Annotated in this window: 20 protein-coding genes; 12 read left to right on the forward strand and 8 right to left on the reverse strand. The window is 43.1% G+C overall.

Annotated features, from left to right (window positions below):
* Nucleotides 1-179 precede the first annotated feature (179 nt).
* The 5 genes from BMW59_RS06995 to BMW59_RS07015 all read left to right on the forward strand — a co-directional run bounded on the left by BMW59_RS06995 (nt 180) and on the right by BMW59_RS07015 (nt 4,069).
* Nucleotides 180-644, forward strand: coding sequence for a DUF3939 domain-containing protein (locus BMW59_RS06995; RefSeq protein WP_093049329.1), 465 nt, complete (start codon nt 180-182; stop codon nt 642-644).
* A gap of 79 nt (nt 645-723) precedes the next feature.
* Nucleotides 724-1,251 carry a nucleoside tri-diphosphate phosphatase gene (ntdP, locus tag BMW59_RS07000; RefSeq protein WP_093049332.1) on the forward strand — a complete coding sequence of 176 codons (528 nt, stop codon included), beginning with the start codon at nt 724-726 and terminating at the stop codon, nt 1,249-1,251.
* A 175-nt stretch (nt 1,252-1,426) separates the two neighbouring features.
* Nucleotides 1,427-3,148, forward strand: coding sequence for an ABC transporter ATP-binding protein (locus tag BMW59_RS07005; protein WP_281244235.1), 1,722 nt, complete (start codon nt 1,427-1,429; stop codon nt 3,146-3,148).
* 381 nt (nt 3,149-3,529) lie between these two features.
* Complete coding sequence (locus tag BMW59_RS07010) at nt 3,530-3,766, forward strand: hypothetical protein (RefSeq protein ID WP_093049338.1); 237 nt, start codon at nt 3,530-3,532, stop codon at nt 3,764-3,766.
* Between the two features lie 36 nt (nt 3,767-3,802).
* On the forward strand, nt 3,803-4,069 hold the full coding sequence (locus BMW59_RS07015) for a hypothetical protein (RefSeq protein WP_093049341.1): 267 nt from the start codon (nt 3,803-3,805) through the stop codon (nt 4,067-4,069).
* Here the strand turns inward: BMW59_RS07015 and BMW59_RS07020 are convergent.
* The 3 genes from BMW59_RS07020 to BMW59_RS07030 all read right to left on the reverse strand — a co-directional run bounded on the left by BMW59_RS07020 (nt 4,066) and on the right by BMW59_RS07030 (nt 11,550).
* Entirely contained in the window at nt 4,066-5,148 is a 1,083-nt protein-coding gene (locus BMW59_RS07020; protein WP_093049344.1) for an FUSC family protein, read from the reverse strand. The genes BMW59_RS07015 and BMW59_RS07020 overlap by 4 nt on opposite strands.
* 302 nt (nt 5,149-5,450) lie before the next feature.
* Nucleotides 5,451-9,950: a glutamate synthase-related protein gene (locus tag BMW59_RS07025; RefSeq protein WP_093049347.1), complete on the reverse strand. Its 4,500-nt coding sequence runs from the start codon at nt 9,948-9,950 to the stop codon at nt 5,451-5,453.
* A 304-nt stretch (nt 9,951-10,254) separates the two neighbouring features.
* Complete coding sequence (locus BMW59_RS07030; RefSeq protein WP_093049350.1) at nt 10,255-11,550, reverse strand: glutamate-1-semialdehyde 2,1-aminomutase; 1,296 nt, start codon at nt 11,548-11,550, stop codon at nt 10,255-10,257.
* Between the two features lie 1,096 nt (nt 11,551-12,646).
* Here BMW59_RS07030 and BMW59_RS07035 point away from each other — a divergent pair.
* Together BMW59_RS07035 and bcp are read left to right on the forward strand one after the other, a co-directional pair.
* Nucleotides 12,647-13,087, forward strand: a complete 441-nt coding sequence (locus BMW59_RS07035) for a potassium channel family protein (RefSeq protein WP_093049353.1) — start codon at nt 12,647-12,649, stop codon at nt 13,085-13,087.
* A 54-nt stretch (nt 13,088-13,141) separates the two neighbouring features.
* On the forward strand, nt 13,142-13,612 hold the full coding sequence (gene bcp, locus BMW59_RS07040; RefSeq protein ID WP_093049356.1) for a thioredoxin-dependent thiol peroxidase: 471 nt from the start codon (nt 13,142-13,144) through the stop codon (nt 13,610-13,612).
* Nucleotides 13,613-13,810: 198 nt separating this feature from the next.
* Here the strand turns inward: bcp and BMW59_RS07045 are convergent, their stop codons facing one another.
* Genes BMW59_RS07045 through BMW59_RS07060 form a run of 4 tightly spaced genes read right to left on the reverse strand, consistent with a single transcriptional unit; the run spans nt 13,811 to nt 16,951 of the window.
* Nucleotides 13,811-14,602: a hypothetical protein gene (locus BMW59_RS07045; RefSeq protein ID WP_093049360.1), complete on the reverse strand. Its 792-nt coding sequence runs from the start codon at nt 14,600-14,602 to the stop codon at nt 13,811-13,813.
* A gap of 17 nt (nt 14,603-14,619) precedes the next feature.
* A complete protein-coding gene (locus BMW59_RS07050; protein WP_143051207.1) occupies nt 14,620-15,438 on the reverse strand; it encodes a hypothetical protein in 819 nt (272 codons plus the stop codon).
* Complete coding sequence (locus BMW59_RS07055; protein ID WP_093049366.1) at nt 15,428-16,210, reverse strand: hypothetical protein; 783 nt, start codon at nt 16,208-16,210, stop codon at nt 15,428-15,430. Before BMW59_RS07055 ends, BMW59_RS07050 begins: the two co-directional genes overlap by 11 nt.
* A complete protein-coding gene (locus BMW59_RS07060; RefSeq protein ID WP_093049369.1) occupies nt 16,211-16,951 on the reverse strand; it encodes a hypothetical protein in 741 nt (246 codons plus the stop codon).
* Nucleotides 16,952-17,121: 170 nt separating this feature from the next.
* Between BMW59_RS07060 and BMW59_RS07065 the strand changes: the two genes are divergently transcribed.
* The 4 genes from BMW59_RS07065 to perR all read left to right on the forward strand — a co-directional run bounded on the left by BMW59_RS07065 (nt 17,122) and on the right by perR (nt 19,676).
* On the forward strand, nt 17,122-17,562 hold the full coding sequence (locus tag BMW59_RS07065) for a hypothetical protein (protein ID WP_093049372.1): 441 nt from the start codon (nt 17,122-17,124) through the stop codon (nt 17,560-17,562).
* A 207-nt stretch (nt 17,563-17,769) separates the two neighbouring features.
* Nucleotides 17,770-18,720 carry a D-2-hydroxyacid dehydrogenase gene (locus BMW59_RS07070; RefSeq protein WP_093049376.1) on the forward strand — a complete coding sequence of 317 codons (951 nt, stop codon included), beginning with the start codon at nt 17,770-17,772 and terminating at the stop codon, nt 18,718-18,720.
* An 18-nt stretch (nt 18,721-18,738) separates the two neighbouring features.
* Nucleotides 18,739-19,035: a cyclic-di-AMP receptor gene (locus tag BMW59_RS07075; protein WP_093049379.1), complete on the forward strand. Its 297-nt coding sequence runs from the start codon at nt 18,739-18,741 to the stop codon at nt 19,033-19,035.
* Nucleotides 19,036-19,238: 203 nt separating this feature from the next.
* Complete coding sequence (perR, locus tag BMW59_RS07080) at nt 19,239-19,676, forward strand: peroxide-responsive transcriptional repressor PerR (RefSeq protein WP_093049382.1); 438 nt, start codon at nt 19,239-19,241, stop codon at nt 19,674-19,676.
* Nucleotides 19,677-19,771: 95 nt separating this feature from the next.
* Here perR and BMW59_RS07085 read toward each other — a convergent pair whose 3' ends face one another.
* Nucleotides 19,772-20,131, reverse strand: a complete 360-nt coding sequence (locus BMW59_RS07085) for a YgzB family protein (protein WP_093049385.1) — start codon at nt 20,129-20,131, stop codon at nt 19,772-19,774.
* A 229-nt stretch (nt 20,132-20,360) separates the two neighbouring features.
* Here BMW59_RS07085 and BMW59_RS07090 point away from each other — a divergent pair, with 229 nt between their 5' ends.
* Nucleotides 20,361-21,239: a nucleotidyltransferase-like protein gene (locus BMW59_RS07090; RefSeq protein WP_093049388.1), complete on the forward strand. Its 879-nt coding sequence runs from the start codon at nt 20,361-20,363 to the stop codon at nt 21,237-21,239.
* Nucleotides 21,240-21,889: the final 650 nt, after the last annotated feature.

Genomic DNA, 21,889 nt, shown 5'->3' on the forward strand with positions numbered 1-21,889 from the left:
CGCTAAGAAGGCAAAAAACTGATTTATTAAGCAAGTCAGGCAATTGAAGGGTTTCTATTCATTTTAAAATACTGCAAACAATAGTATAATAAATATGATAGGAAATAATCGCCTGTTGGGCGGTGAATCGAGTGTCTGGAAATTATCATCCGGTTATTAAACATGCAGGGAGGCAAAAAATGAAATTCGGACGTAAACGGAAGGAGAAAAAGCTGAAGGCGGAACAGGAAGAAAGTGTGAAAATCATACCGGCCTCTTTGGAAGATGTACGCTCAGCGGTGAGCCGTTATACTAAAGACTTAGGAGCAGGAATATCTCTTCGCAGTATCATATTGGATACTCATGAAATTGATTTTGAAATTCTGCATAAATATCTTGGCGGAAAACCGGACAGGGCTTTTTATATGTCTAAAGAAACCTTTGAAATTTTTGAGGAACCTGATTATCCAAAATATATTGATCAGTGCCAGATCGCCTGTGACCAGTATTTTCTGGAAACAGGAGAAGAGCCTGTGATACCTGGAGACCGCACTAAAAAAATTAGCTATTTCAAGCTGCAAAATTATCTTATCGAAAAACCTCCCTTCGATTTGTATTTAGACCGTTATGACCGGATGGTCACCCATCGTAAGCAAACTGATTAATTATAGAATAGCAGTTAGGCTATATTACTTTTTGTCCTGATACGGTGGGATTTGAAAGTACAGAGAAAGGAGCAGCATTGTGGATTTCCCTAAAGTAGGCAGCAACATTGAAGTTCAAAGTTACAAACATAATGGGCAACTCCATCGTGTCTGGGAAGAAACCATTATATTAAAGGGAACGACTCAGGAAGTCATTGGCGGAAATGACCGGATTTTAGTGCAGGAATCCGATGGCCGGCAGTGGAGAACAAGAGAGCCGGCTATTTGTTATTTTACCGCTCATCACTGGTTTAACGTGATTGGCATGATCCGCAATGATGGTATTTACTATTATTGCAACCTCGGCACGCCCTTTACTTATGATTCAGAAGCGTTAAAATATATTGATTACGACCTGGACATTAAAGTGTTTCCCGATATGACTTATAAATTGCTGGATGAAGATGAGTTTGCCTTACATAAAAAACAAATGAATTACCCTGACGCAGTAGAAGTTATACTGCGAAGAACTGTCGATGAGCTTGTATCGTGGGTCAGTCAGCAGAAAGGCCCGTTCGAGCCAGGTTTCATCGAATACTGGTATGAACGTTTTTTACAGCACCGTTAAATGTGCGCGGCAGCAAATCAGTGTAAGAGAGCGGTCCCGGAAACAGGAAGGACTGCCTCTTTTTTGTTTAAGCAATTTAAACAGCTGAAGTGCGAGGAATAGTAGAACAGAGTTTATCTCGTTCCACGCCGCCTTAAGCAAGGGGATGTTAGTTTTGGACAGCATAAAACGATATATGAAGTTTGTTAAACCATACTGGAAAGAAATTATTATTACTGTCATCATCGGGATGTTAAAGTTTGGTATTCCACTGATCATACCGCTTATTCTAAAATATGTTATAGATGATATCATTGGCGCTGACGGAATGACAGCTAATGAACAGCTGAATCAGCTGTACTGGCTTATGGGGATTGTCCTTTTCGTTTTTGTGGTGTTCCGTCCTCCAATAGAATACTACCGTCAATATTTCGCCCAATGGACGGGTAATAAGATTTTATATGATATCCGTGACCAGCTTTTTAACCATTTGCAAAAATTAAGTTTAAAGTTTTATTCAAACAGAAAATCCGGGGAAATTATTTCAAGAGTCATCCACGACGTTGAACAAACAAAGAATTTTATCATCACCGGCATGATGAACATCTGGCTTGATTTATTTACGATTGTCGTTGCGATCATCATCATGCTGACCATGGATGTATGGCTGACTTTAATTGCGGTTTCCCTTCTCCCGTTCTACGGTCTCGCCATAAAATATTTTTACAGCCGATTACGTGATTTAACACGAAGGCGTTCCCAGGCTCTTGCAGAGGTTCAGGGACACTTGCACGAACGGCTCCATGGGATGAATGTGATTCGGAGTTTTGCTCTGGAAGATTATGAACAAAAGCAATTTGATGAACAAAATGGAAATTTTTTAACAAAAGCTGTAGACCATACGAAGTGGAACGCCAAAACATTTGCTGTGGTGAACACCATCACCGATATCGCTCCTGTACTCGTTATTGGAGTCGCAGGTGCCATGGTTATTCAAACAGGTCTGACGATCGGAACAATGGTCGCTTTTGTCACATACATGGACCGGCTCTACAATCCGCTGCGCCGTCTGGTTAATTCATCCACCACCCTGACACAGTCTGTCGCTTCGATGGACAGAATGTTTGAACTTGTAGATGAAGAATATGATATAAAAGACAAAGAGGGGGCAGTCCCCTACTCATACCCTCAAGGAGAGGTCATTTTTGACAATGTAAGCTTCAGCTACAATGAAGGCGAAACTATCCTTAAAAACCTGGACTTCAGGGTTGAACGCGGAGAAACCGTAGCCATTGTCGGAATAAGCGGCGGGGGTAAAAGTACGATTATGAGTCTGATTCCGAGGTTTTACGATGTTACCAGCGGCCGTATTCTTATAGACGGGAAAGATGTACGCGAGTACCAGGCACGGTCCTTACGTGACAGAATAGGGATGGTTTTTCAGGACAACATCATTTTCAGTGATTCAGTTATGTTCAATATCCGGATGGGAAATCCGGAAGCCACAGATGAAGAAGTTTATGCCGCAGCCCGTGCTGCAAATGCCCATCATTTTATTCAGGACCTCCCGGAAGGCTACCATACAAATATTGGCGAACGAGGCGTCAAGCTCTCAGGCGGCCAAAAACAGCGTGTGGCTATCGCGCGTGTATTCTTAAAAAGCCCTGAAATCCTCATCTTTGATGAAGCAACGAGCTCGCTCGACTTAGAAAGCGAAAGCCTTATCCAGCAATCTCTTTTCCAGCTGGCAGAAGACAGAACAACTTTTATAGTCGCCCACAGGCTATCCACAATCACCCATGCCGATAAAATTCTCGTCATAAATGATGGCGAACTCGCTGAAATGGGCAGCCACGACGAACTTATAAAAAAACAAGGCGCTTACTACAACCTCTTCCAAGTCCAGCAGCTGAATTAACAAGTGAGCCCCTTCAATGATGAAGGGGTTTTTTGTGCGGGAATTCTGCAGTCTGAGGGTGTGGTGCGCACGGGCAAAAGGGAAGAGGGGAGGGAAAGGCGAGTGGGTAATTAGGAAGTCTGGAAGGGGAAGTGGGTGCTGCGTGGGTGCTACCGCAGTAACAGTCAAGTAACACCCATCAGCGGGGCACAGAGAAAACAGGAGAAAAAATGAGGAAAGCAGAGTGTTTCAGAGTGGGTGCTACGTGGGTGACACCGCAGTAACAGTCAAGTATCACCCACTAGTGTAATTCGGAAAGAAGGAAAAGGTTAAGGTAGGTGCAACGCGTGTAGCAATCTTTATCTGCGACGAGCAAGTGAAGCGGCGCAGGAGCACCAACAAATGTATCAGGAAGAAAAAGAGAGGAAACGCAAGCAAGAAGAAGCAAAAAAGGTAATTAAGAAGGTAGGTGCAACGCGTGTAGCACCAACAAATGTATCAGGAAGAAAAAGAGAGCAAACGCAAGCAAGAAGAAGCAAAAAAGGTAAATTAGAAGGTAGGTGCAACGCGTGTAGCACCAACAAATGGATCAGGAAGAAAAAGAGAGCAAACGCAAGCAAGAAGAAGCAAAAAAGGTAAATTAGAAGGTAGGTGCAACAGGTGTAGCACCAACAAATGGATCAGGAAGAAAAAGAGAGCAAACGCAAGCAAGAAGAAGCAAAAAAGGTAATTAAGAAGGTAGGTGCAACAGGTGTAGCACCAACAAATGGATCAGGAAGAAAAAGAGAGCAAACGCAAGCAAACCGGCGCAGGAGTACTCACCACCTGCGGCGCAGAAACACCAACCAACGTAAAACTCCCCACTCCAGCATCAAAATCCCCCCAGCATCAAAAGCACCCCCGGCATCAAACAATGCCGGGGGCGCTTTCCAAATATCCTAAAACATCTCGCGTTCTCTGATTTTCACTTCGTTATCCTCGGTGTGATAGGTGAAGAAGCCGTCTACAAGGCGGTCCAGGTGTTCAAGCTCTTCGCTGTATTCGATGATCAGGCCGATCACAGGAAGGAAGTGGACCCAATCGTCGGTAGTAATTTGATCATCATTGTGATAGGTCATGAAGACATTAATGAGCTGATGTTTTCCCTCATTAACTTCATCGTAAAAATCCTCGGTCGACTGCGGTTTAACCTTGCCGGCATATTTGAGCAGGATCCGCTCGTGGTAGTTAGTTAAATAATCCAGCTGGAGCTGAAGAAGCTGATCCATTTCGTCGGGAAGCTGGTTGACCACATTATCGTTTTTACTTAAGCTTTTCAGTATATCTTTAGCTTTCTTCGTGCTGCTGATCATTTGCCTGAATAGGACGACTTTACGCATCCTCGAATATTCGCTTTTTCTGAAATAGTTTCTTTCCTCTTTATAGAGGTTAAAAACATTTTCCAGTTTTAAAACAGAATCGCGGATTTTTTTCATATCCTGTTTCAAGGTCTGGTAATCCACTTCATGGTGAAGAATCAGACGGATCCACTGAATGATCTGGTCGTTGGCATCGGTGACTTTATGGTAGAGGATGTTTTCGTGTTTGGGCGGCAGAAAGATCATATTTACAATAAAGGCCGAAAATACACCAATCATAATCAGAACAAACCTGTTAGCCGCGAAGTTCACAAAGTCATTTGTTGGGCTGCCCATTATAATAATGGCCGTCACGACAGCTAAAGGGATGATTGATTCTTTTTTCAGCTTAATATGAATGGCGATAATAAGCAGGACGACAGCCCCTACTACAAACGGCTGGTGGCCGAATGCAAGGACAAACACTATCGCCAGGAAAGCACTGATAATATTAGCCTGCACCTGATCCCAAATCAGTACAAGGCTTTTATGAACGGAGGGCTGAACAGCAAAAAAAGCAGCTAACGCTCCGTAGACAGGCGTTTCAAAACCGAGCCACATAGCGGCATACAGCGCAAAAGTGACAGCGACGCCAGTTTTAAAAATACGGGCTCCAAGCCTCATGATTTCAAATTCCTTTCTTTCTGGTTAATTATAATAATAAAATAATATCTTATATACGGAAGTACTATACACCTGTTTTTCACAAACATCAAGAAGTAAAACTGTTTTTTTATACTTTAAGAAAGATTAACTCTTTTGGCAGATTAAAGTAGCATAAAAAATTTTAGACTGCCCCCATTACCTGACCGCAGCCAAGCTTTTCTAATAAAATACTCACACAGCCTGAAATTAAGAAAAAAGGATGATCTTCTAAGGAAACTTAGAGATCATCCTTTTAATAAGAACGAAGAATACAAAAGCAGTTATTCAGTAGAGACAGCCGGGTCAGCCTGCTGTTTCACTGGTGTAACTTGTCTGAAGTTAGCAGCAGGATTTTCTAATAATTTATCCACTAAAGCCACTTCTTCAGCCTGGTTTAATTGAGCAAGCTCATTTTTATAAACAGTCAGAAGTTCTGTCACATCTTTGAGCCCCGTTTCTGACAGTGGCTCGATTGCAACTTTAGCCCCTTTAGCAATTCGGCTGTTTAAGGTCTGTTCATCAAGTCCGGCTTCAGGATCGTGGCGAAGGTAAACGGCACCGCCGGTCATACCTGCGCACATCCATGGGCCAGGATCGCCCATGACAAGACCTCTTCCGTTGGTCATATATTCGAAGGCAAATCCTTTTATATTTGCGTGGACGCCTGTGTTATACTGCCTTCCTTGCTTAAGCGGAGTTTTAACCCGTCCGCCAAAGATCATATCAGCTCCGGAAAGACGGATACCTGCACGGGAATCGGCATCACCCTGAATGATAAACGTTCCTTTTTGTGCCCCGTAACCGGCTCCTTTACCGACAGATCCGTTGATCAGCTGGCCATTGACTCCTTTAGTTTTAAAAACTTTAAAGGAACCGCCAAATGATGTTTTTCCGACGCCGTCCTGGGCTCCGCCGGTAATATGAATATTAACGCCGTCACTGTTATAAGCGCCAAGGCCATTACCGAGAATAGAGCCTTTCGTGTAACGCAGATCTATTTCAGGAAGTGTCCGGTAAGAGCCATCCAGTTTTCCGCGTACCCTGTGACAGGAGACACGGCTTCCAAGAATACGCTGTTCTGCTGTTACGGCCTCAAACTCTCTCGAAGCCGTAAGCTCTGAAACATTGCCGTCAAGGTACTCAAATTCCGCCCCTACAGCTACAGCAAGCTGCTGTTCTTCTGCTTCTTCCATCGCTTTGGCAGGCTCAAACGGTGCGAGGTCCTGTTCAGGCAATGTAGAAAGAAGATCGGTTAAATCAAGATTGTCATGTCCGCGGGTCTGCTCAAGCAGATCGGCACGGCCGACAATGTCCTGCGTACGGTTAAAGCCAAGTGAAGCAGTTAGTGCCTTCAGCTCTTTTCCAAAGGCCGAGAACATCGTCATCAGACCCTGTACCGCTAAATCGTACTCACGCGGCACAAAGCGGCGAAGGCCATGGTCTTTTGCCTGGGCTTCTGATTCAATTTGAGTGGCAATACCGACATGACATGTGTCAAGGTGACAGCCGCGGCAGGCAGTACAGCCGACTGCAATCATTGAAAGCGTCCCAAATCCGATACGGTTGGCACCTAAGAGCATTAGTTTAATCGCGTCCTGTACACTTTTTACACCGCCGTCTGCCCAGATTTCCACTTTGTGGCGAAGGCCTGCTTCAAGAAGGGCAAAGTGAGCAGCTTTAACACCGATTTCCGCTGGAAGGCCAACATGCTGAAGGGCATGAACTCTGGCTGCTCCAGTCCCGCCGTCGAATCCGCTCAAAGTAATAAAGTCGGCGCCCGCTTTGGCAATACCTACAGCGATCGTACCGATGTTAGGTACAATAGGGACTTTTACGGCTACTTTAGCCTGGTCGTTTGCTGTTTTAATTTCAGTGATCATCTGCGCCAAATCTTCAATTGAGTAAATATCATGGTTGTTAGATGGCGAGATCAAGTCAGAACCGGTGGTAGCATTTCGTGCTGCTGCTACTTTATCTGTTACTTTTGAACCTGGAAGGTGTCCGCCTTCGCCCGGCTTGGCACCCTGTCCGATTTTAATTTCAAGCAAATTAGATGAATTCAACAGCTCAACGTTGACACCGAAACGCCCGGAAGCGATCTGCTGGCCGCGGGTGTTTGGATATTTGCCGAGCATATCTTTAATTTCGCCGCCTTCACCGTTGAAACTGATCATATTCATACGGTCCGCTGCTTCCGCATACGCCCTGAAAGCAACTTCATTTTGAGATCCGAAAGACATGGAACTGATCATAAATGGCAGGTCGTGATTAGCTACTCCGATATCAACCTTGTCTGGCTCTACGTCCGAATCCACCGTTTTTAAATCAGTATAATGGCGGATAGTAGTCGGGTTCTTAGTTTCCTGCTCAGCTATTTTATCTCCGAATTCTTTATACTCTATTTTCCCGGAAGCGAGGTCACCGAGAGACTTCCAGATACGCGGGAAGATATGGAACGTCTTTCCCGGTCTTGCTTTTTCGCTATTGAAGTCATCTTTACGGGCAAGACTGTCTTCCTTCATTTGAGTATAGTTGTAGCTGACATCTTTACTTGCCAGATAGTTAACGATATTTAAGTGAGAAGCGATTTCTTCATTCAAGCCGATTGACGAGAACAGCCGGCCATAACCGCGCAGCTCATGAATACCGATAGTCGAAATTATTTTTTCCAGGCCTTTATTTAAGGCACTGTAAAGCTTCACAGCCGGTTGAGCGTTATCTTCAGTGACAGTTGCAAACATGATATATGGATTAACAAGGTCAGCGCCTAATCCGAAGACAACTGCTATATCATGAAGCGTTCTGATACTTCCGGATCTTAATACTAATGAACAGCCACGCCGCATTTCTTTCAGGGTCAGCCCCTGGTCGACTGCCGAGACGGCTAAATGCGGATCGATCCAGTACGCGTTCTCTTCGTGGGTGCCGTAATCATCAAGCACAATCAATGTTTTCCCTGACTCGATAGCTTCTGCGGCATCGTCAGTGAGACGCTTTAATGCCTCGTCAACTTCTTCATCTTCAAAACGGACAAGGCGAAGCTTTTTAACTTCACTGTTAGTTTCATAGTATTCGAGAATGCCTTCATAGGAAGGATGGTTAAACTCTTTTTGGAGGCCTTTCCCGGCGATTCCTTCTGTTACGATAGGAGAATCGAGCTGGGTGACTGTCTTCAAATCTTCTTCCTGGAAAAGCCCCGGACGTCTGCCGATGACAACGCGTGTAGAGAAATGCTCCATTTCCCGGTCTCTGTCAATCGCCGGATTGGTCACAACAGCTACACTTTCTTTAATAAAGTCAGCGACGTTTTTACGGCCCGGGTGCATGGCAGCCAGTGGAGCATCATGACCGAGTGACCGGATCGGCTCTACCCCTTTTTCAGCCATCTGCTCAATTAACTGGATATGTTCACGGTCCCAGCCGTTAGCAGCATAAACAGTCGGTTTAACATTCTGCTGGAAAAGGACAGTTTCAGGTGATTCATTCCACTCTGTGGCCAGTCGCTTTCGGGCATTTTTCACAGGCAGCTTTTCAGCCATCCTGCTGTAAACCTCTTCCTGAAGCTCATCATGCCATAAAACCTCAATCGTCCCCTGGTCGTTACGGCTTAAAGCCACTTTTTCACCCGGAGCAAAAGGTTTAGGTTCAGACATATACTGGTCTGAAGTGAAAAGCCCTTGCTCTGAGGCAAAAATGTAACTCGTTTCCGTTTCGAGCATCCAGACAGGACGCAGGCCGAGAGAGTCCACACTAAAAACCGCTTCGTTTCCGTGACGGGATATAATTCCTGCCGGTCCCTGTGCAAAATGGCCCCATGCTTCACGGATATAAGTGTAAAGGTCTTTCAGGTGATCCGGATAATGTTTAATTTCATTTACAATCGGCGGAAAGATGACTTCCATCGTTTCAAATAAAGAGAGATTATGCCTGGAAGTAAACGTATCTATAACCCTGTTTAAATCCTGAGAGTCGCTTCCGCCTTCAACAAGCGGCACTCCCACCATATTTGCTTCGTCGCGGAGTTTAGCAATCGTATTAATTTCCCCGTTATGGCCAAGCACACTGAATGGCTGGACACGGAAAAAATTAGACAGCGTATTCGTAGAATAACGGTTGTGCCCTAAAGTGGTTGCCGATGCAACAAGCGGGTCGGCAAGATCAGCATAGTATTCAGGAAGCACATCTCCTGCACCCATTACTTTATATACGGCATTATCACTGCTTAAAGAAGCAACATGGACAGCAAGGTTTTTCTCGCATTCAAGTGTTAAGTCAAACAAAGTGGAGCGGAGGGTATTAGAGTCTTCAATGTTTTCCGCCACTAAAGCGACCTGCCAAAACAGAGGCTCTGCTTTTTTAGCTATAGGTCCAAGTGCTTCACGGTCTGTCTGATCTGTACTTTCAAAAATCAGGCTGAATCCTTTCGCTCTGAAAAGATCTTTCATTTCTTGTTGAAATTTACTTGTGTCCTTAGTCTTTTCAATAAATAAATGGCCAACAACAAATGAAGGAGAGTCAACCAGTGATGGATCCACCTGGACTTCCTCAAGTTTCTTTTTCCAGAGAGCTCGCGGAAGGTCGATATGAATGCCTACACCGTCACCTTCTTCATTAATAAAACCTGCGCGGTGATTCATTTTAACAAGTGCCTGAATCGTGTCGTCGATGTTTTTCTTAGTCGGAATATTTTCTTTTTCGATAAATGATACGATTCCGCAACTGTCGTGCTCTTCTTGCAGCGCTCCGCGGAAGCGCTCGATTTTTTTGGATACTTTCCTCATAAATGCCGGTCAAAAGTCGACCTCCACCTCCTGTAAAAATAAATCAACTGCCCTCTGACAGATAATCTGACACGCTGAGACAGCAAAAGGCCTGGATCTCAGAATTGTCAGAATTATATCTTACTTTACCACTTTTTTAAAATGAAATCAATTAATTATACAAAATAAAGAATAATTTATTCAATTATTAAGAGGTAGGAATGTAGGGGTAAATATAGGGAAACGCTTTTGGAAGCGTTTTCAAGAGGGTGTACATGAAAAAAGAGCGGAATTATAAAATCCCACTCTTTTACACAGTGTATATTTATGCATTATTCCAGTTTGAAAATACTTTGTCGACAATTTCTGATGTTTTTCGAACATCTTCTTTTGTATGAGCTGTTGTCAGAAACCACGCTTCGTACTTTGATGGAGCAAGGTTTACGCCGCGTTTTAACATTTCTTTAAAGAAGTAAGCGAACATCTCGCCGTTGCTGTTTTCAGCATCTTCATAATTCGAAACTTCGTCAATATCAAAGTAAATGGTGAGAGCTCCTTTCAATCGGTTGACTGTAACAGGAATATTATGCTTATCCGCCGCATTTCTAATCCCTGCTTCCAATTGCTCGCCAAGTTGGTCCAAGTTTTCATAAACATTCGGTTCCTTTAATACTTCTAAACAGGCGATTCCCGCTTTAATGGAAGCCGGATTCCCAGCCATCGTGCCGGCCTGGTAAGCAGGCCCGAGCGGTGAAACCTCTTCCATTATAGCCCGCTTTCCGCCGTATGCTCCAATTGGAAGACCCCCGCCGATTATTTTTCCGAGAGCGGTAAGGTCAGGTTCGACGCCTAAAAGGTTCTGGGCTCCGCCATACATGAACCTGAAGGCGGTGATTACTTCATCATAGATCACTAACGCGCCGGCTTCATGTGCAAGATCATTCACCGCCTCAAGAAAACCAGGCTTAGGCTCAACAATCCCGAAGTTTCCGACAATCGGTTCGACCAGCACGCCGGCTATATCGTCTCCCCAATAATCCAAGGCTTCTTTAAAGGCCTCACTATCGTTAAAAGGAACAGTAATGACTTCTTTCGCGATGCTTTCAGTGACCCCTGCAGAGTCGGGATTGCCGGTAGTTGACGGACCTGATCCGGCTGCCACAAGAACCAGATCAGAATGGCCGTGATAGCATCCGGCAAATTTAATAATCTTATCGCGCCCTGTATAGGCTCTAGCCACCCTAATCGTAGTCATGACAGCTTCCGTGCCCGAATTAACAAACCTTACGCGCTCCAAAGACGGAATAGCTTCTCTGAGCATTCCTGCAAACGTATTTTCATGAACTGTGGGCGTGCCGTAAAGAACCCCGTCTTCAGCCGCTTCCTGAATGGCCTTCGTGATATGGGGATGGGCATGCCCGGTGATGATCGGCCCGTAGGCAGCCAGGTAATCAATATAATGGTTTCCGTCTTCATCCCAAAAATATGCGCCCTTCGCTTTCTTCATAAAAACAGGTGTGCCTCCACCCACACCTTTATATGCCCGCGACGGACTGTTAACTCCGCCAAGAATGACATCCTGAGCCTCTTGATACAACTGTTCAGATCTTTCAAATGCCATAGTTATGTACCTCCCCTAAATGTTCGTTATGTCACGTGTGATTGTAACACGAAATAGAGAAGTAGGTGCTACCGGTGTAGCACCTACAAATGTATCAGGTGGAAATCAAGAGGAAACAGGAGTATAAGAAAGTTAAAAAGAGTAACTGAGAGGTTGGTGCTACGGGTGTAGCACCAACAAACGGATCAGGAAGGTATCAAGAGGAAACGGGAGTATAAGAAAGTTAAAAAAGAGTAACTGAGAGGTTGGTGCTACGGGTGTAGCACCAACAAACGGATCAGGAAGGTATCAAGAGGAAACGGGAGTATAAGAAAGTTAAAAAAGAGTAACTGAGAGGTAGGTGCTACGGGTGTAGCACCAACAAACGGATCAGGAAGGTATCAAGAGGAAACGGGAGTATAAGAAAGTTAAAAAAGAGTAACTGAGAGGTAGGTGCTACGGGTGTAGCACCAACAAACGGATCAGGAAGGTATCAAGAGGAAACGGGAGTATAAGAAAGTTGGAAAAGAGTAACAGAGAGGTAGGTGCAACCGGCGTAGCACCAACAAACGGATCAGGAAGGTATCAAGAGGAAACGGGAGTATAAGAAAGTTGGAAAAGAGTAACAGAGAGGTAGGTGCAACCGGCGTAGCACCAACAAACGGATCAGGAAGGTATCAAGAGGAAACGGGAGTATAAGAAAGCTGGAAAAAAGTAACAGAGAGGTAGGTGCAACCGGCGTAGCACCAACAAACGGATCAGGGAGGTATCGAGAAGAAACAGGAGTATGAGGAAGTTAAAAAAGAGTAACAGAGAGGTAGGTGCTACGGATGTAGCACTTAACACCTGTGACGAGCAAGCTAAAGCGGCGCAGGAGCACCAACAAATGTATTAGGAAGAAATGAAGAGAATTGGTATGCACGCGAGTGGGTGATACGCAGGTGCTGCACGAGTAGCAGTCAAGTAACACCCAAGTAACACCCAACTAGCACCCAACTAGCACCCAACTAGCACCCACCTCGAATCACCCTCCCAATCCCAACCCCTCGAACCTCCCTCCGTACAAACATGTCCTATTTTCTTCTTTGTTTTCATATAGTCAAACAGGGGTGATGATATGGAGAGCCTCCTGATACTTGCTGCTATTGCAGCTTCGTTTATGGGAATAGGAATTAGTCTGAATCTGCTTATTAAAAAACAGCCAGTTAGCCACCGGCGGGTTTCCATCCGGCATTTCATTGTGCTTATTCTTGTCTATGCAAATGTGATGGTGGGCTTTGGGGTCCTTTATATAGCGCTCGAATTGCTCGGGGTACCCGTTTTGAAAGAAAGCGATGGGTTACACACGGATTCATTTTTGCATTTAGTTGAAGATGTTCTTTATTTCAGTGCGGTGACATTATTGACAGTAGGGTATGGGGATATTATTCCCCAGGGAGTCGGCCGGTGGATCGCCATGATTCAGGCACTGATCGGATATTTGCTGCCGGCGGCTTTTGTGGTCACGACATTTTTCCATCATGATGAACGACCCTCTAAATATCCGGAACGTTTGTAGCTCTTATTAAAATCCGGTATGATAATAAGGACAAACGATGAAGGAGGATGGATGATGACCATTGCTATTGGAGACCAGGTACCAGATCTAACATTAAAAGCAAACAGCGGGAAGGAAATTTCTCTTTCAGATTACCGCGGGAAGTATGTGGTTCTTTATTTTTATCCGAAAGACATGACGCCGGGCTGTACAACCGAAGCATGTGATTTCAGAGACAATTATGAAAGTTTTAAAGAACTGGATGCCGTGATTCTGGGAGTTAGTCCTGACCCGGTAAAGCGCCACGAAAAATTTATTGAAAAGCATGACCTTCCGTTTGAACTGCTCGCTGATGAGGAAAATGAGCTGGCTGAGGAGTTTGGTGTATGGAAATTAAAGAAAAACTTCGGTAAAGAATATATGGGGATTGAGAGATCCACTTTTGTTATTGATAAAGATGGGAAATTAATGAATGAGTGGCGAAAAGTCCGGGTGAAAGGGCACGTGGAAGAAGCTTTGGAATACCTGCGCGAAAACACTCAATAATTACAGCTGATTAGAAGCGGCCTGCCGCCTGGTTCAAAGACAGGCGGCTTTTTATATGCTTACATGACCTGCTTCCCGTCCATCCCGCCTTATCTACCCCGCTTTTAAAAAAACGACCGAACATTAAAAAAACCATTTCGGCTGAAAAAGCCATTTCCGGCTTGAGTAGGGACGGTCACATACTTTCGCCTCAACTAATCACCACTGGTCATTTTCTGCGCCTTCTTCAGGAAACTTCACTCCCAGTTCCGCTTCCAGAAAAGTTTCAGCTGTTTCTCTGTCTGAACTCCTCATTAATTCGCCTTCGGAAGAGACAATGACATATTCAAAAGGCTCGTCTATCTCCAAATAACCGATAACCTGGTCATTTGGCATATAGCGGACATCTAAATACACGTCTTTGTCATTATGCAGGCTTTCTGACAGGAGCATCAATCTGCGCCAATAAGCCTCGTCATACGACTCCTCTTTTACATAATAAATAAAGCGGTTGTCTTCCGGTTTAATAAAACTGATATAATCGCTGCTTGAGTAAGGTTCTATGTAAATTTTTTCAGCTTCCACAATTGGCAGAAGGGCGCGTTGAAAAGAAATATGACGGGAAGCCTCTGTCCACTTCCGCTCAAATTCAGTTCCTACTTCCACTTTCATCCGCTGGTTTGCGTATTCGAAAGGATAGGTGACTTCTGCCGGATGGATTTCTTCGCCGGATGCAACGTCTAAAAATCGGGTCTCATCTGTTACGTTCAGCAGGTAAGCTTCCGTTTTATAGGCATTCAAGTCTGTATCCCGCTCATTGTACAAATAGGTATAGTCTTTTCCCGCAAAAGTATCCTCCACAAAAAACATTAATAAGCCGAGCTCAGGGTAGCTGCCGAAAGCATACCGGCCTTCAATTACTTGAACTTTCTCGTTATTATTTTCCACTCCCCCGCAAGCGCCGGCAGTTAAAAACATTAACAGCCATGGCACTAAAATAAACCGTTTCATAACTAAACAGATCTCCTTCAGTTGTTTAATAGCTCGCGCCAGCCTATATCTCCTTCCCGGGGAATTCCCATGCCCGTATGTTTTTGAAAAAAAGCGTGGATATCATTCCACTGGCTGGTTTTTAATTCCATCCCTTTCTTTGAAAGGATCAGGTAGGCAGGCTGGTCATTTACGTTTAAAAAGTCAGTAAAGTAACCGGGGTTTCCGTGTCTGATATCTATAAACAGCTCGTGGCGCACCTCATGATGTGCGACATACTCGTTTAAAATTCCTAAATAGTCCCTGTCAAAAGAGTCGTCAAATAAAAATAATATATAATGGTCTTCATTTAAAGGGGAGTGGACGTCAATGAAATCTGCCTTAGTATAAGAATAGGAAAATATTTTTTCAGCTGTATAAACAGGCAGCAGCCTCGTTTCATGGAATATATGCCGGTCGTATGCCTGTATCCGGGGCTTAAACTCTTCCGCTGTTTTTACAGACACTTTCTGGTTTGGCCAGTGGAACGGAAAGGTTACTTCTGAATAAGTCATTTCCTGACCTGTTTCAGCATCGGCAAAAATGGTGTCTTTACTGATATGAATCCGGTAAGCTTCTGCTTTATAGTCTGCAGGAAGATCATAGGGAAGGCTTGGGATATATTTATAAACCTTTCCTGACAAGTTGTCTTCCGCAAACAGCATGAACGCCCCGTCTATAGAAGATGTGTGCATGTATCTTCCATGAATATCGTAATATTCTTCCGTATTTTCTTCTTCGCCGTTACAGCCTCCAGCTAACAGCAATATAAGCAAAACGGCAGCTGGTTTAAAAACTGTCCGGGGGTTAACCATCATTTTTCTCGCCGAAAGCGCGAAGCCATTCTACCGCTTCATCCTGGTCACCGGTAGTCTTTATTTCACCGTCACCGGTCGTAAATAAGTAAGTGGGTTCATGGCTGAAATCAAGTTCTTCAACATCAAAATATGACTCATGAAGATACATACCGCTGACGGAATAATCCCTTACAGATAAATTTAACTCTCTTTTTTCCCGTAACTCATTAATCTGCTTCATAACCGGATCTTCTGATGTGACCGGATAGGGCTCTTTATCCAACACAGTTATAGCTGCTTTTCCTTTTTCAGGGCTGTGAAGCTTTTTAACATCAGCCAGAGTCATATTATGGATGAAAATTTCGTTTGCAGTATAGACGGGATTCAGAGCGAATATGTCCTCATAATCGGTGCTTTTCTTTTGCATAGAAGGGGAAAAGTCTTCTTCAAAATTAATTTCTATTTCATTGCCTACGTACAAAGAATCTTCTGGCAGATTCTTATAAGACTGGGGGTTTTCAAAGTTGCTATGATAGATAGCCGTGTTTTCAGTCAGCGCAATTAAATAAATCTCTGTTTCGTAGTCATTATCTAATTCTTTCATATTCTGGAAGCTGATATGGTCAGAAAATGAATCTTTTACAAACAAGTGGAAATAGCCATCCGGAAAATTAGTGTTGATGGCCTGTCCTTTGACATCAGCCTGAAACTCTTCTTCATTAGTCATTTCTGAGCATCCCGCCAGACTGGCTATTAAAAGCAACCCCCCGGCGACCGCTGTTTTTTTCATCACTCACTCATCCTCCCGGTGTTTTAAATAGTCTGCGACTTCCCGCCAGTCATTTGACATGATTTCTTTCCCTTCATGACTGAGAACTAAATGAGTGACTGGATCTAACGCTAACTCTTCTTCTAACGGATTTCCGGAATGAAGGTAAAAGCTTTCCCATGTCATCCGCTCCCTTTCTCCTAAATGCTCTCTTAATTTTTCATTAGCCTCAGAGGTAAAAGCTAAATCTTCTTCATTTTTATAAAAAGTATAAAGACTTAAGGTTGAGTCATTTAAAGGCGAATTAAAGGTGATAAAATCGTCCAAAGTATAAGGGGAAAGTTCGATTCTATCGGCTGTATAAACAGGGAGGAAACGTGGCTGGTACCGTAAATAACGATCCAGACCAGTCCATTCTTCTTCCCAAGGCTCCTTCGTATGAATCGCGACTTTCCGGTTTGAAAGGAATAAATACGGAAGTTCCTCAACTTCGCCGGCAGTCATAGTGCTGCCATCAGCATCACTGATCTCTGTCGAGGGAGTGAGGTGGACCCTGTAGGCGTTCGCTTTATAACCACTCCGCAGGTGCCTGTTAACATCGCTTTTAACTGATTCACCGCCGAGGGTGTCTTCCTTCAAAACAAGGAGCACATCATATTTATCGGGAGGACCTGTGACACGGCCGGAAAAATCCGCTACTTCTTCCTCATCATGCGAGCAGCCCATCAATAAAATAAAAATTACTAACAAAACCCACATTTTCACCTCACTGCACCTCCTTAGTAAAATTTTAACATGTATGCGGGAGAAAGGGGGGATCGCCCTCTTCATTAATTATTCCATCACACCGTTCATATAAAAAAATTAAAACAAATTTCAATTAACCTTTGGTAAACTTATAAAAGGATGAGCGAAAAGAACGGGAGATGGACGCAATGAAGCAGATAATGCCATTTATTTTAATTGGTTTAATCGTTGCAGGGGTTATGTTTTTCATGCGCGATGATTACGAAGAACCGTTTCGGCCTGAATTAAGCGATGAAGTAACGGAAAGTCACTGGACAGCGACATTTTTTATAAATGATATAGGAAGTGACAGTGCTGAAACCGGACTGAGGTTTGAGTCCAATAATGAGCAAATGACTAGTGAAGAAATCACAGCCATTGAATTTTTTGCCGAAACCGATGTGGGCGGATTCTTTTATCAGGACCTGGAACTTGAAGACTTTAATGGTGTCCTTCTGCACGAAGAAGCATGTGAGGCATGCGGTCAGATAGAAGGAGGAACCGTCGTCCAGGCTTCAGCTATCGTGAACTGGCGGGAGAGCGGGGAAACAAAAACAGAACATTTTAATTTTCGTGTGTTAATAAATTAATGCCGTTTTCTGGGGAAAAATCTAATCATAACTGTCTGTATTGAATACTATATTGCAAGTCGGCTGTTCCTCCTTACAGACTGACTCAAGAATGGGACGGAGCTTAGCTCCGTCTTTTCGATTTGCAAGGAGCCATGAAGTGTTCCCACTTTATCGCCTGTGTTAATATAATAGGTAATAAATGAACGCGGGGAGGAAAAATCTCGTATGATGGTAGTCACTTCAGCTAAAATACGCAGAGATCTGAGACATCATTTAAAGCATACTTATCCTGACATCGATTTTCGTTTTCATACTCATATGAATGAAGCAAATGAAGATCTTAAAATAGCAGACATACTTATTACTTACGGGGAGGATTTAACTGACTCTCATATCGACTCGGCTCGGAACCTTAAATGGATTATGGTTATTTCCGCCGGCCTTGATCAAATGCCATTGAAAGCGATCGGGAAGAGAGGGATTACCGTTACCAGTGCAAGAGGAATCCATGCAGTTCCAATGGGGGAATTTGCGTTAGCAATGATGCTTCAAACCGCAAAACAAAGTAAAGCCCTTATAAAAAATGAACAATCCGGCACGTGGGACCGGTCGCCCCGTTTGACCGAATTACATGGCAAAACACTTGGAATACTTGGGACGGGGGCTATTGGGAGGGAAATAGCCCGGCTTGCGAAAGCATTCAATATGACAGTGATAGGCCTGAACCGCAGTGGACAACAAGTGGATTCTGTTGACCGGATTGTCACGTCTGACCAATTACCGCTTGTTCTTAAAGAAGCCGATTTTATAGTATCTGTCCTTCCTAAAGTAAAAGAAACCGATCAGTTATTTACAGAAAAGGAATTTAAGCAGATGAAAGAGGACGCCATCCTTATTAATATGGGGCGCGGTAACATAATTAATGAAACAGATTTATTGAAGGCTTTAAAGGAAAAAGAATTTCAGCACACTGTTCTCGATGTTTTCAATGAAGAGCCTTTACCTGAAGGCCATCCGTTCTGGAGTGAGAAAAGAATTACGGTAACACCGCATATCTCTGCTATTACTCCTCAGTACCAGCCGCGGGCACTGGAGATTTTCGAACATAACCTGAAAGTGTACAGGGGAATTAAAAACGAGTATATCAACCTGGTTGACCCGCAAAAAGGATACTAGCCGGAAGGGGACGAGATAATGAAACTGATGATTTGCATAGTTCAGAACAGGTACCGCGACGCAATGGAAGAAGGTCTGAAAAGTAAAAGTTACAGAATGACAGAGTTAGCCAGCAGCGGAGGTTTTATGAAGCGGGGCAGTACGACTTTTTTGATAGGAATAGCAGAAGACGATATCAGAAATTTACAGGAAACTATGAAAGATATCTGCCTGGCATATGAAAAGAAAAAAGGTAAGTCTAAAGAAACAGCTGGCCGGTATACGTCATTTTTAATAGATGTTAAAGACAGCTTACCTTTCTTTCAGCAAAAATAGAGTTTACAGGGTTTGGTAAGTTGCGAATTTTGTATGACAATTAATTAAACATAATACATTAGATATGTTGTTTTTATTGACAGTAATTGTGAGTATTAGGTATACTGATTGTAAATATTATAAAGTAATAATGCTTACTTATAGCTTATAATTATCCTAGGAAATAATCAGACAGTAAGTTTCAAGCAGAAGAGGTGAAATTAATGGAAAATCAACGACTTCAAGAGGCTTTGCATTCATTAAAAAATACAAAAGTTCGAATGACACCTCAACGTCATGCGATTTTGGAGTTCCTTTTCAGTGCCCGTACACATCCGACTGCGGATGAGATTTACAAAGCACTTGAAGGAAAGTTTCCGAATATGAGTGTGGCGACTGTGTACAACAACCTTCGTGTGTTTAAAGAAGTCGGGTTGGTTAGGGAGTTAACTTACGGGGACTCTTCGAGCAGATTTGACAGTAATACGTCTGATCATTACCATGTGATTTGCGATGAGTGCGGTAAAATAGTTGACTTTCATTATCCAGGCCTGGATGAAGTGGAAACTCTTGCCGAGCATGTAACCGGATTTAATGTATTTAACCACCGGATGGAGATCTACGGCACATGTACCGATTGCCAAAATATTAAGAAACATTAATTTAAGCCTGGAGCTTTGAGCTTCCGGCTTTATTTTTTAGAGGGCTTTCAAGAATTTTTTTACTAAACGGATGCCAAACTAAAAGGCAAAGGGACTCAGTCTCCTTTGCCTTTTTTACGATTATATTTCTCATCAAATTCTTTGCCTTCGAGAGATTTGTCCAGAGTCAGCGGCTCATTGCAGTACATACATGCATCGACCCGGCCAAGCATTTTTGTATATTTGCCGCATTCGGGGCATTGGACCTGGACTGTCTTTGAAGAGAGCATTCCGATCCAGAAGTAAATCACTGTACTTGCGATGATTGCTAAAAAGCCCAGCAACATAAATAAAGTCATAGCAATTGGGCTCGTTTGAAAGAATAAGCCTAAATACATAATAACGATCCCGGCAAATATCAGCACCAGCGCAAACGTTCTGATTTTATTAATTTTATTAGAATATTTCACACCCATATTAAACGCCTCCTGAGGAAAAATTATATCACAATCGTGAATCGGAGAATAGATAACAATTACCGATGACTTAATGAAAGTTTATTAATAATAAAAGAGGGATTTTAAGCAAGGTGTCGAAAAGAAGAAAAGAGGTTTGCCGCTTACAGAAGGGTTGGTTGAGCGGAAAGGCCTTGTGGGTCAGTGACTCCTATGAGTCCACTTAAGAGGTAAGAGGAGGATTAAATGAATGGATGATCTATTACGGCAATTATATCAGGACCGCACGAGTGATAAACACACGTTAGGCATATTGTTCACAGAAAAAAGGAGGAACGATGATGCCAATACAGATTATTTTGATGTTGTCCTGCTTGTTATATTAGATGAAAGCAAGCCTAACTGGGAAATTAAACATTATGAATATACCGGCTATAAAGTAGCGATGCATTTAGTCAATACAACACAGCTGCATGACTGGCTGCTGAACAGTTCAAACCGCCGTGTAGTGGATTGGCTTGTAAACGGCAGACTGCTTTACGACCGTAATGAATATATGAAGGGTTTCAGAAAACAGATGATGGAATTTCCATACGAGGAGCGGCAAATAAAGATTGGGGTAGAATTTTCGAAGTTAATCCGCCGCTTTAAAGATGGGAAGGCTCTCTTTTACGAAGGTCACTACCTTGACTCGTACAATCAGATCGTACACGCCCTTCATCATCTTGCCAGGTTATCTGTCATTGAACACGGATTTTATCCGGAAGTCACAGTATGGCAGCAGGTTAAAAAAATCGAGCCTGAAATACATAAACTATACTCTGAACTTGTAACAGGAGCGGAGTCGATAGAAAAAAGGCTTGAGCTTCTAATCATTGCAAATGAATTTGAACTGATGACAAAAACAAAGATGGGAAGTGCCCATTTAATCGATTTAATGCAGTCGAAACAGACACCGTGGACGATACAGGAAATAAAAGAACAATTACAAATACATGATTATTCTCTTGATTTAAGTATTCTGGTGGAGTATTTGGTTCAAAAAGGCTACATAGATGTAGTGAAAGAGGAAACGAAAGGAAAATCGATTTATCATCGCCAGTACGTACCGAGCCGTTCTTTAATATAAAAATGTCTGATTGGGAATTCGGCAGCAAAAGGGGCCGGATTCTTTTTATTCCTCCTGACAATCATTTATTGTTGATATAAAATAATATTTCGACTCCGTCGAGACTACAGGATTGTGAAAGCCGCAAAGAGGCTGGCGAAGCATTGAAGGGTTTATCTCCAGGAGAAAGGTTGAGACAAGGAAAATTAATAGTGAGTATGAGGTGGGCAATTATATAATGAAGGGAAAGGCTATCGTAAGGAGGTTTTTGAGACGTTAATTTTATTGTATAATGGAAGGAGTCTGCAGGAGTAGAAAACATGGAATAGTTGAGCTTGCGCAGTTTTATTGTTTTTATACACTTTTTTTAAAAAAAGGGTTGCTTTCTTAATTTAAATCATGGTATATTATTTCTTGTCGCTGCAGAGCGGCCACACTAGCTCACAAAAAACTTTTAAAAAAATGTTGACTAATGAGTTGGTCGGGTGTTATACTTAAAAAGTCGCTAAAAAACGACTTTGGTTATTTTGACCTTTGAAAACTAAACAAAAAGCCAAGCGAAGTGGGATATTTAATATATCCCGTCAATGAATTATTTTTATTTTGATGTCAGAGACATCGAACTCTTTTATGGAGAGTTTGATCCTGGCTCAGGACGAACGCTGGCGGCG

The sequence above is a fragment of the Salipaludibacillus aurantiacus genome (assembly GCF_900111295.1).
Taxonomy (GTDB): Bacteria; Bacillota; Bacilli; order Bacillales; family Salisediminibacteriaceae; genus Salipaludibacillus; species Salipaludibacillus aurantiacus.

What these genes read in the sequence shown, in the direction of transcription:
- BMW59_RS07010 (WP_093049338.1), top strand. Translation starts at nt 3,530, where the DNA reads ATGTATCAGGAAGAAAAAGAGAGGAAACGCAAGCAAGAAGAAGCAAAA.
- BMW59_RS07085 (WP_093049385.1), bottom strand. Translation starts at nt 20,131, where the DNA reads ATGGGTGTGAAATATTCTAATAAAATTAATAAAATCAGAACGTTTGCG.
- BMW59_RS07020 (WP_093049344.1), bottom strand. Translation starts at nt 5,148, where the DNA reads ATGAGGCTTGGAGCCCGTATTTTTAAAACTGGCGTCGCTGTCACTTTT.
- BMW59_RS07050 (WP_143051207.1), bottom strand. Translation starts at nt 15,438, where the DNA reads ATGATGGTTAACCCCCGGACAGTTTTTAAACCAGCTGCCGTTTTGCTT.
- perR (WP_093049382.1), top strand. Translation starts at nt 19,239, where the DNA reads ATGGAAAATCAACGACTTCAAGAGGCTTTGCATTCATTAAAAAATACA.
- BMW59_RS07045 (WP_093049360.1), bottom strand. Translation starts at nt 14,602, where the DNA reads ATGAAACGGTTTATTTTAGTGCCATGGCTGTTAATGTTTTTAACTGCC.
- BMW59_RS07090 (WP_093049388.1), top strand. Translation starts at nt 20,361, where the DNA reads ATGGATGATCTATTACGGCAATTATATCAGGACCGCACGAGTGATAAA.
- BMW59_RS07035 (WP_093049353.1), top strand. Translation starts at nt 12,647, where the DNA reads ATGGAGAGCCTCCTGATACTTGCTGCTATTGCAGCTTCGTTTATGGGA.
- BMW59_RS07030 (WP_093049350.1), bottom strand. Translation starts at nt 11,550, where the DNA reads ATGGCATTTGAAAGATCTGAACAGTTGTATCAAGAGGCTCAGGATGTC.
- BMW59_RS07075 (WP_093049379.1), top strand. Translation starts at nt 18,739, where the DNA reads ATGAAACTGATGATTTGCATAGTTCAGAACAGGTACCGCGACGCAATG.
- BMW59_RS07070 (WP_093049376.1), top strand. Translation starts at nt 17,770, where the DNA reads ATGATGGTAGTCACTTCAGCTAAAATACGCAGAGATCTGAGACATCAT.
- BMW59_RS07065 (WP_093049372.1), top strand. Translation starts at nt 17,122, where the DNA reads ATGAAGCAGATAATGCCATTTATTTTAATTGGTTTAATCGTTGCAGGG.
- BMW59_RS07025 (WP_093049347.1), bottom strand. Translation starts at nt 9,950, where the DNA reads ATGAGGAAAGTATCCAAAAAAATCGAGCGCTTCCGCGGAGCGCTGCAA.
- BMW59_RS07005 (WP_281244235.1), top strand. Translation starts at nt 1,427, where the DNA reads ATGAAGTTTGTTAAACCATACTGGAAAGAAATTATTATTACTGTCATC.
- BMW59_RS06995 (WP_093049329.1), top strand. Translation starts at nt 180, where the DNA reads ATGAAATTCGGACGTAAACGGAAGGAGAAAAAGCTGAAGGCGGAACAG.
- bcp (WP_093049356.1), top strand. Translation starts at nt 13,142, where the DNA reads ATGACCATTGCTATTGGAGACCAGGTACCAGATCTAACATTAAAAGCA.
- BMW59_RS07015 (WP_093049341.1), top strand. Translation starts at nt 3,803, where the DNA reads ATGGATCAGGAAGAAAAAGAGAGCAAACGCAAGCAAGAAGAAGCAAAA.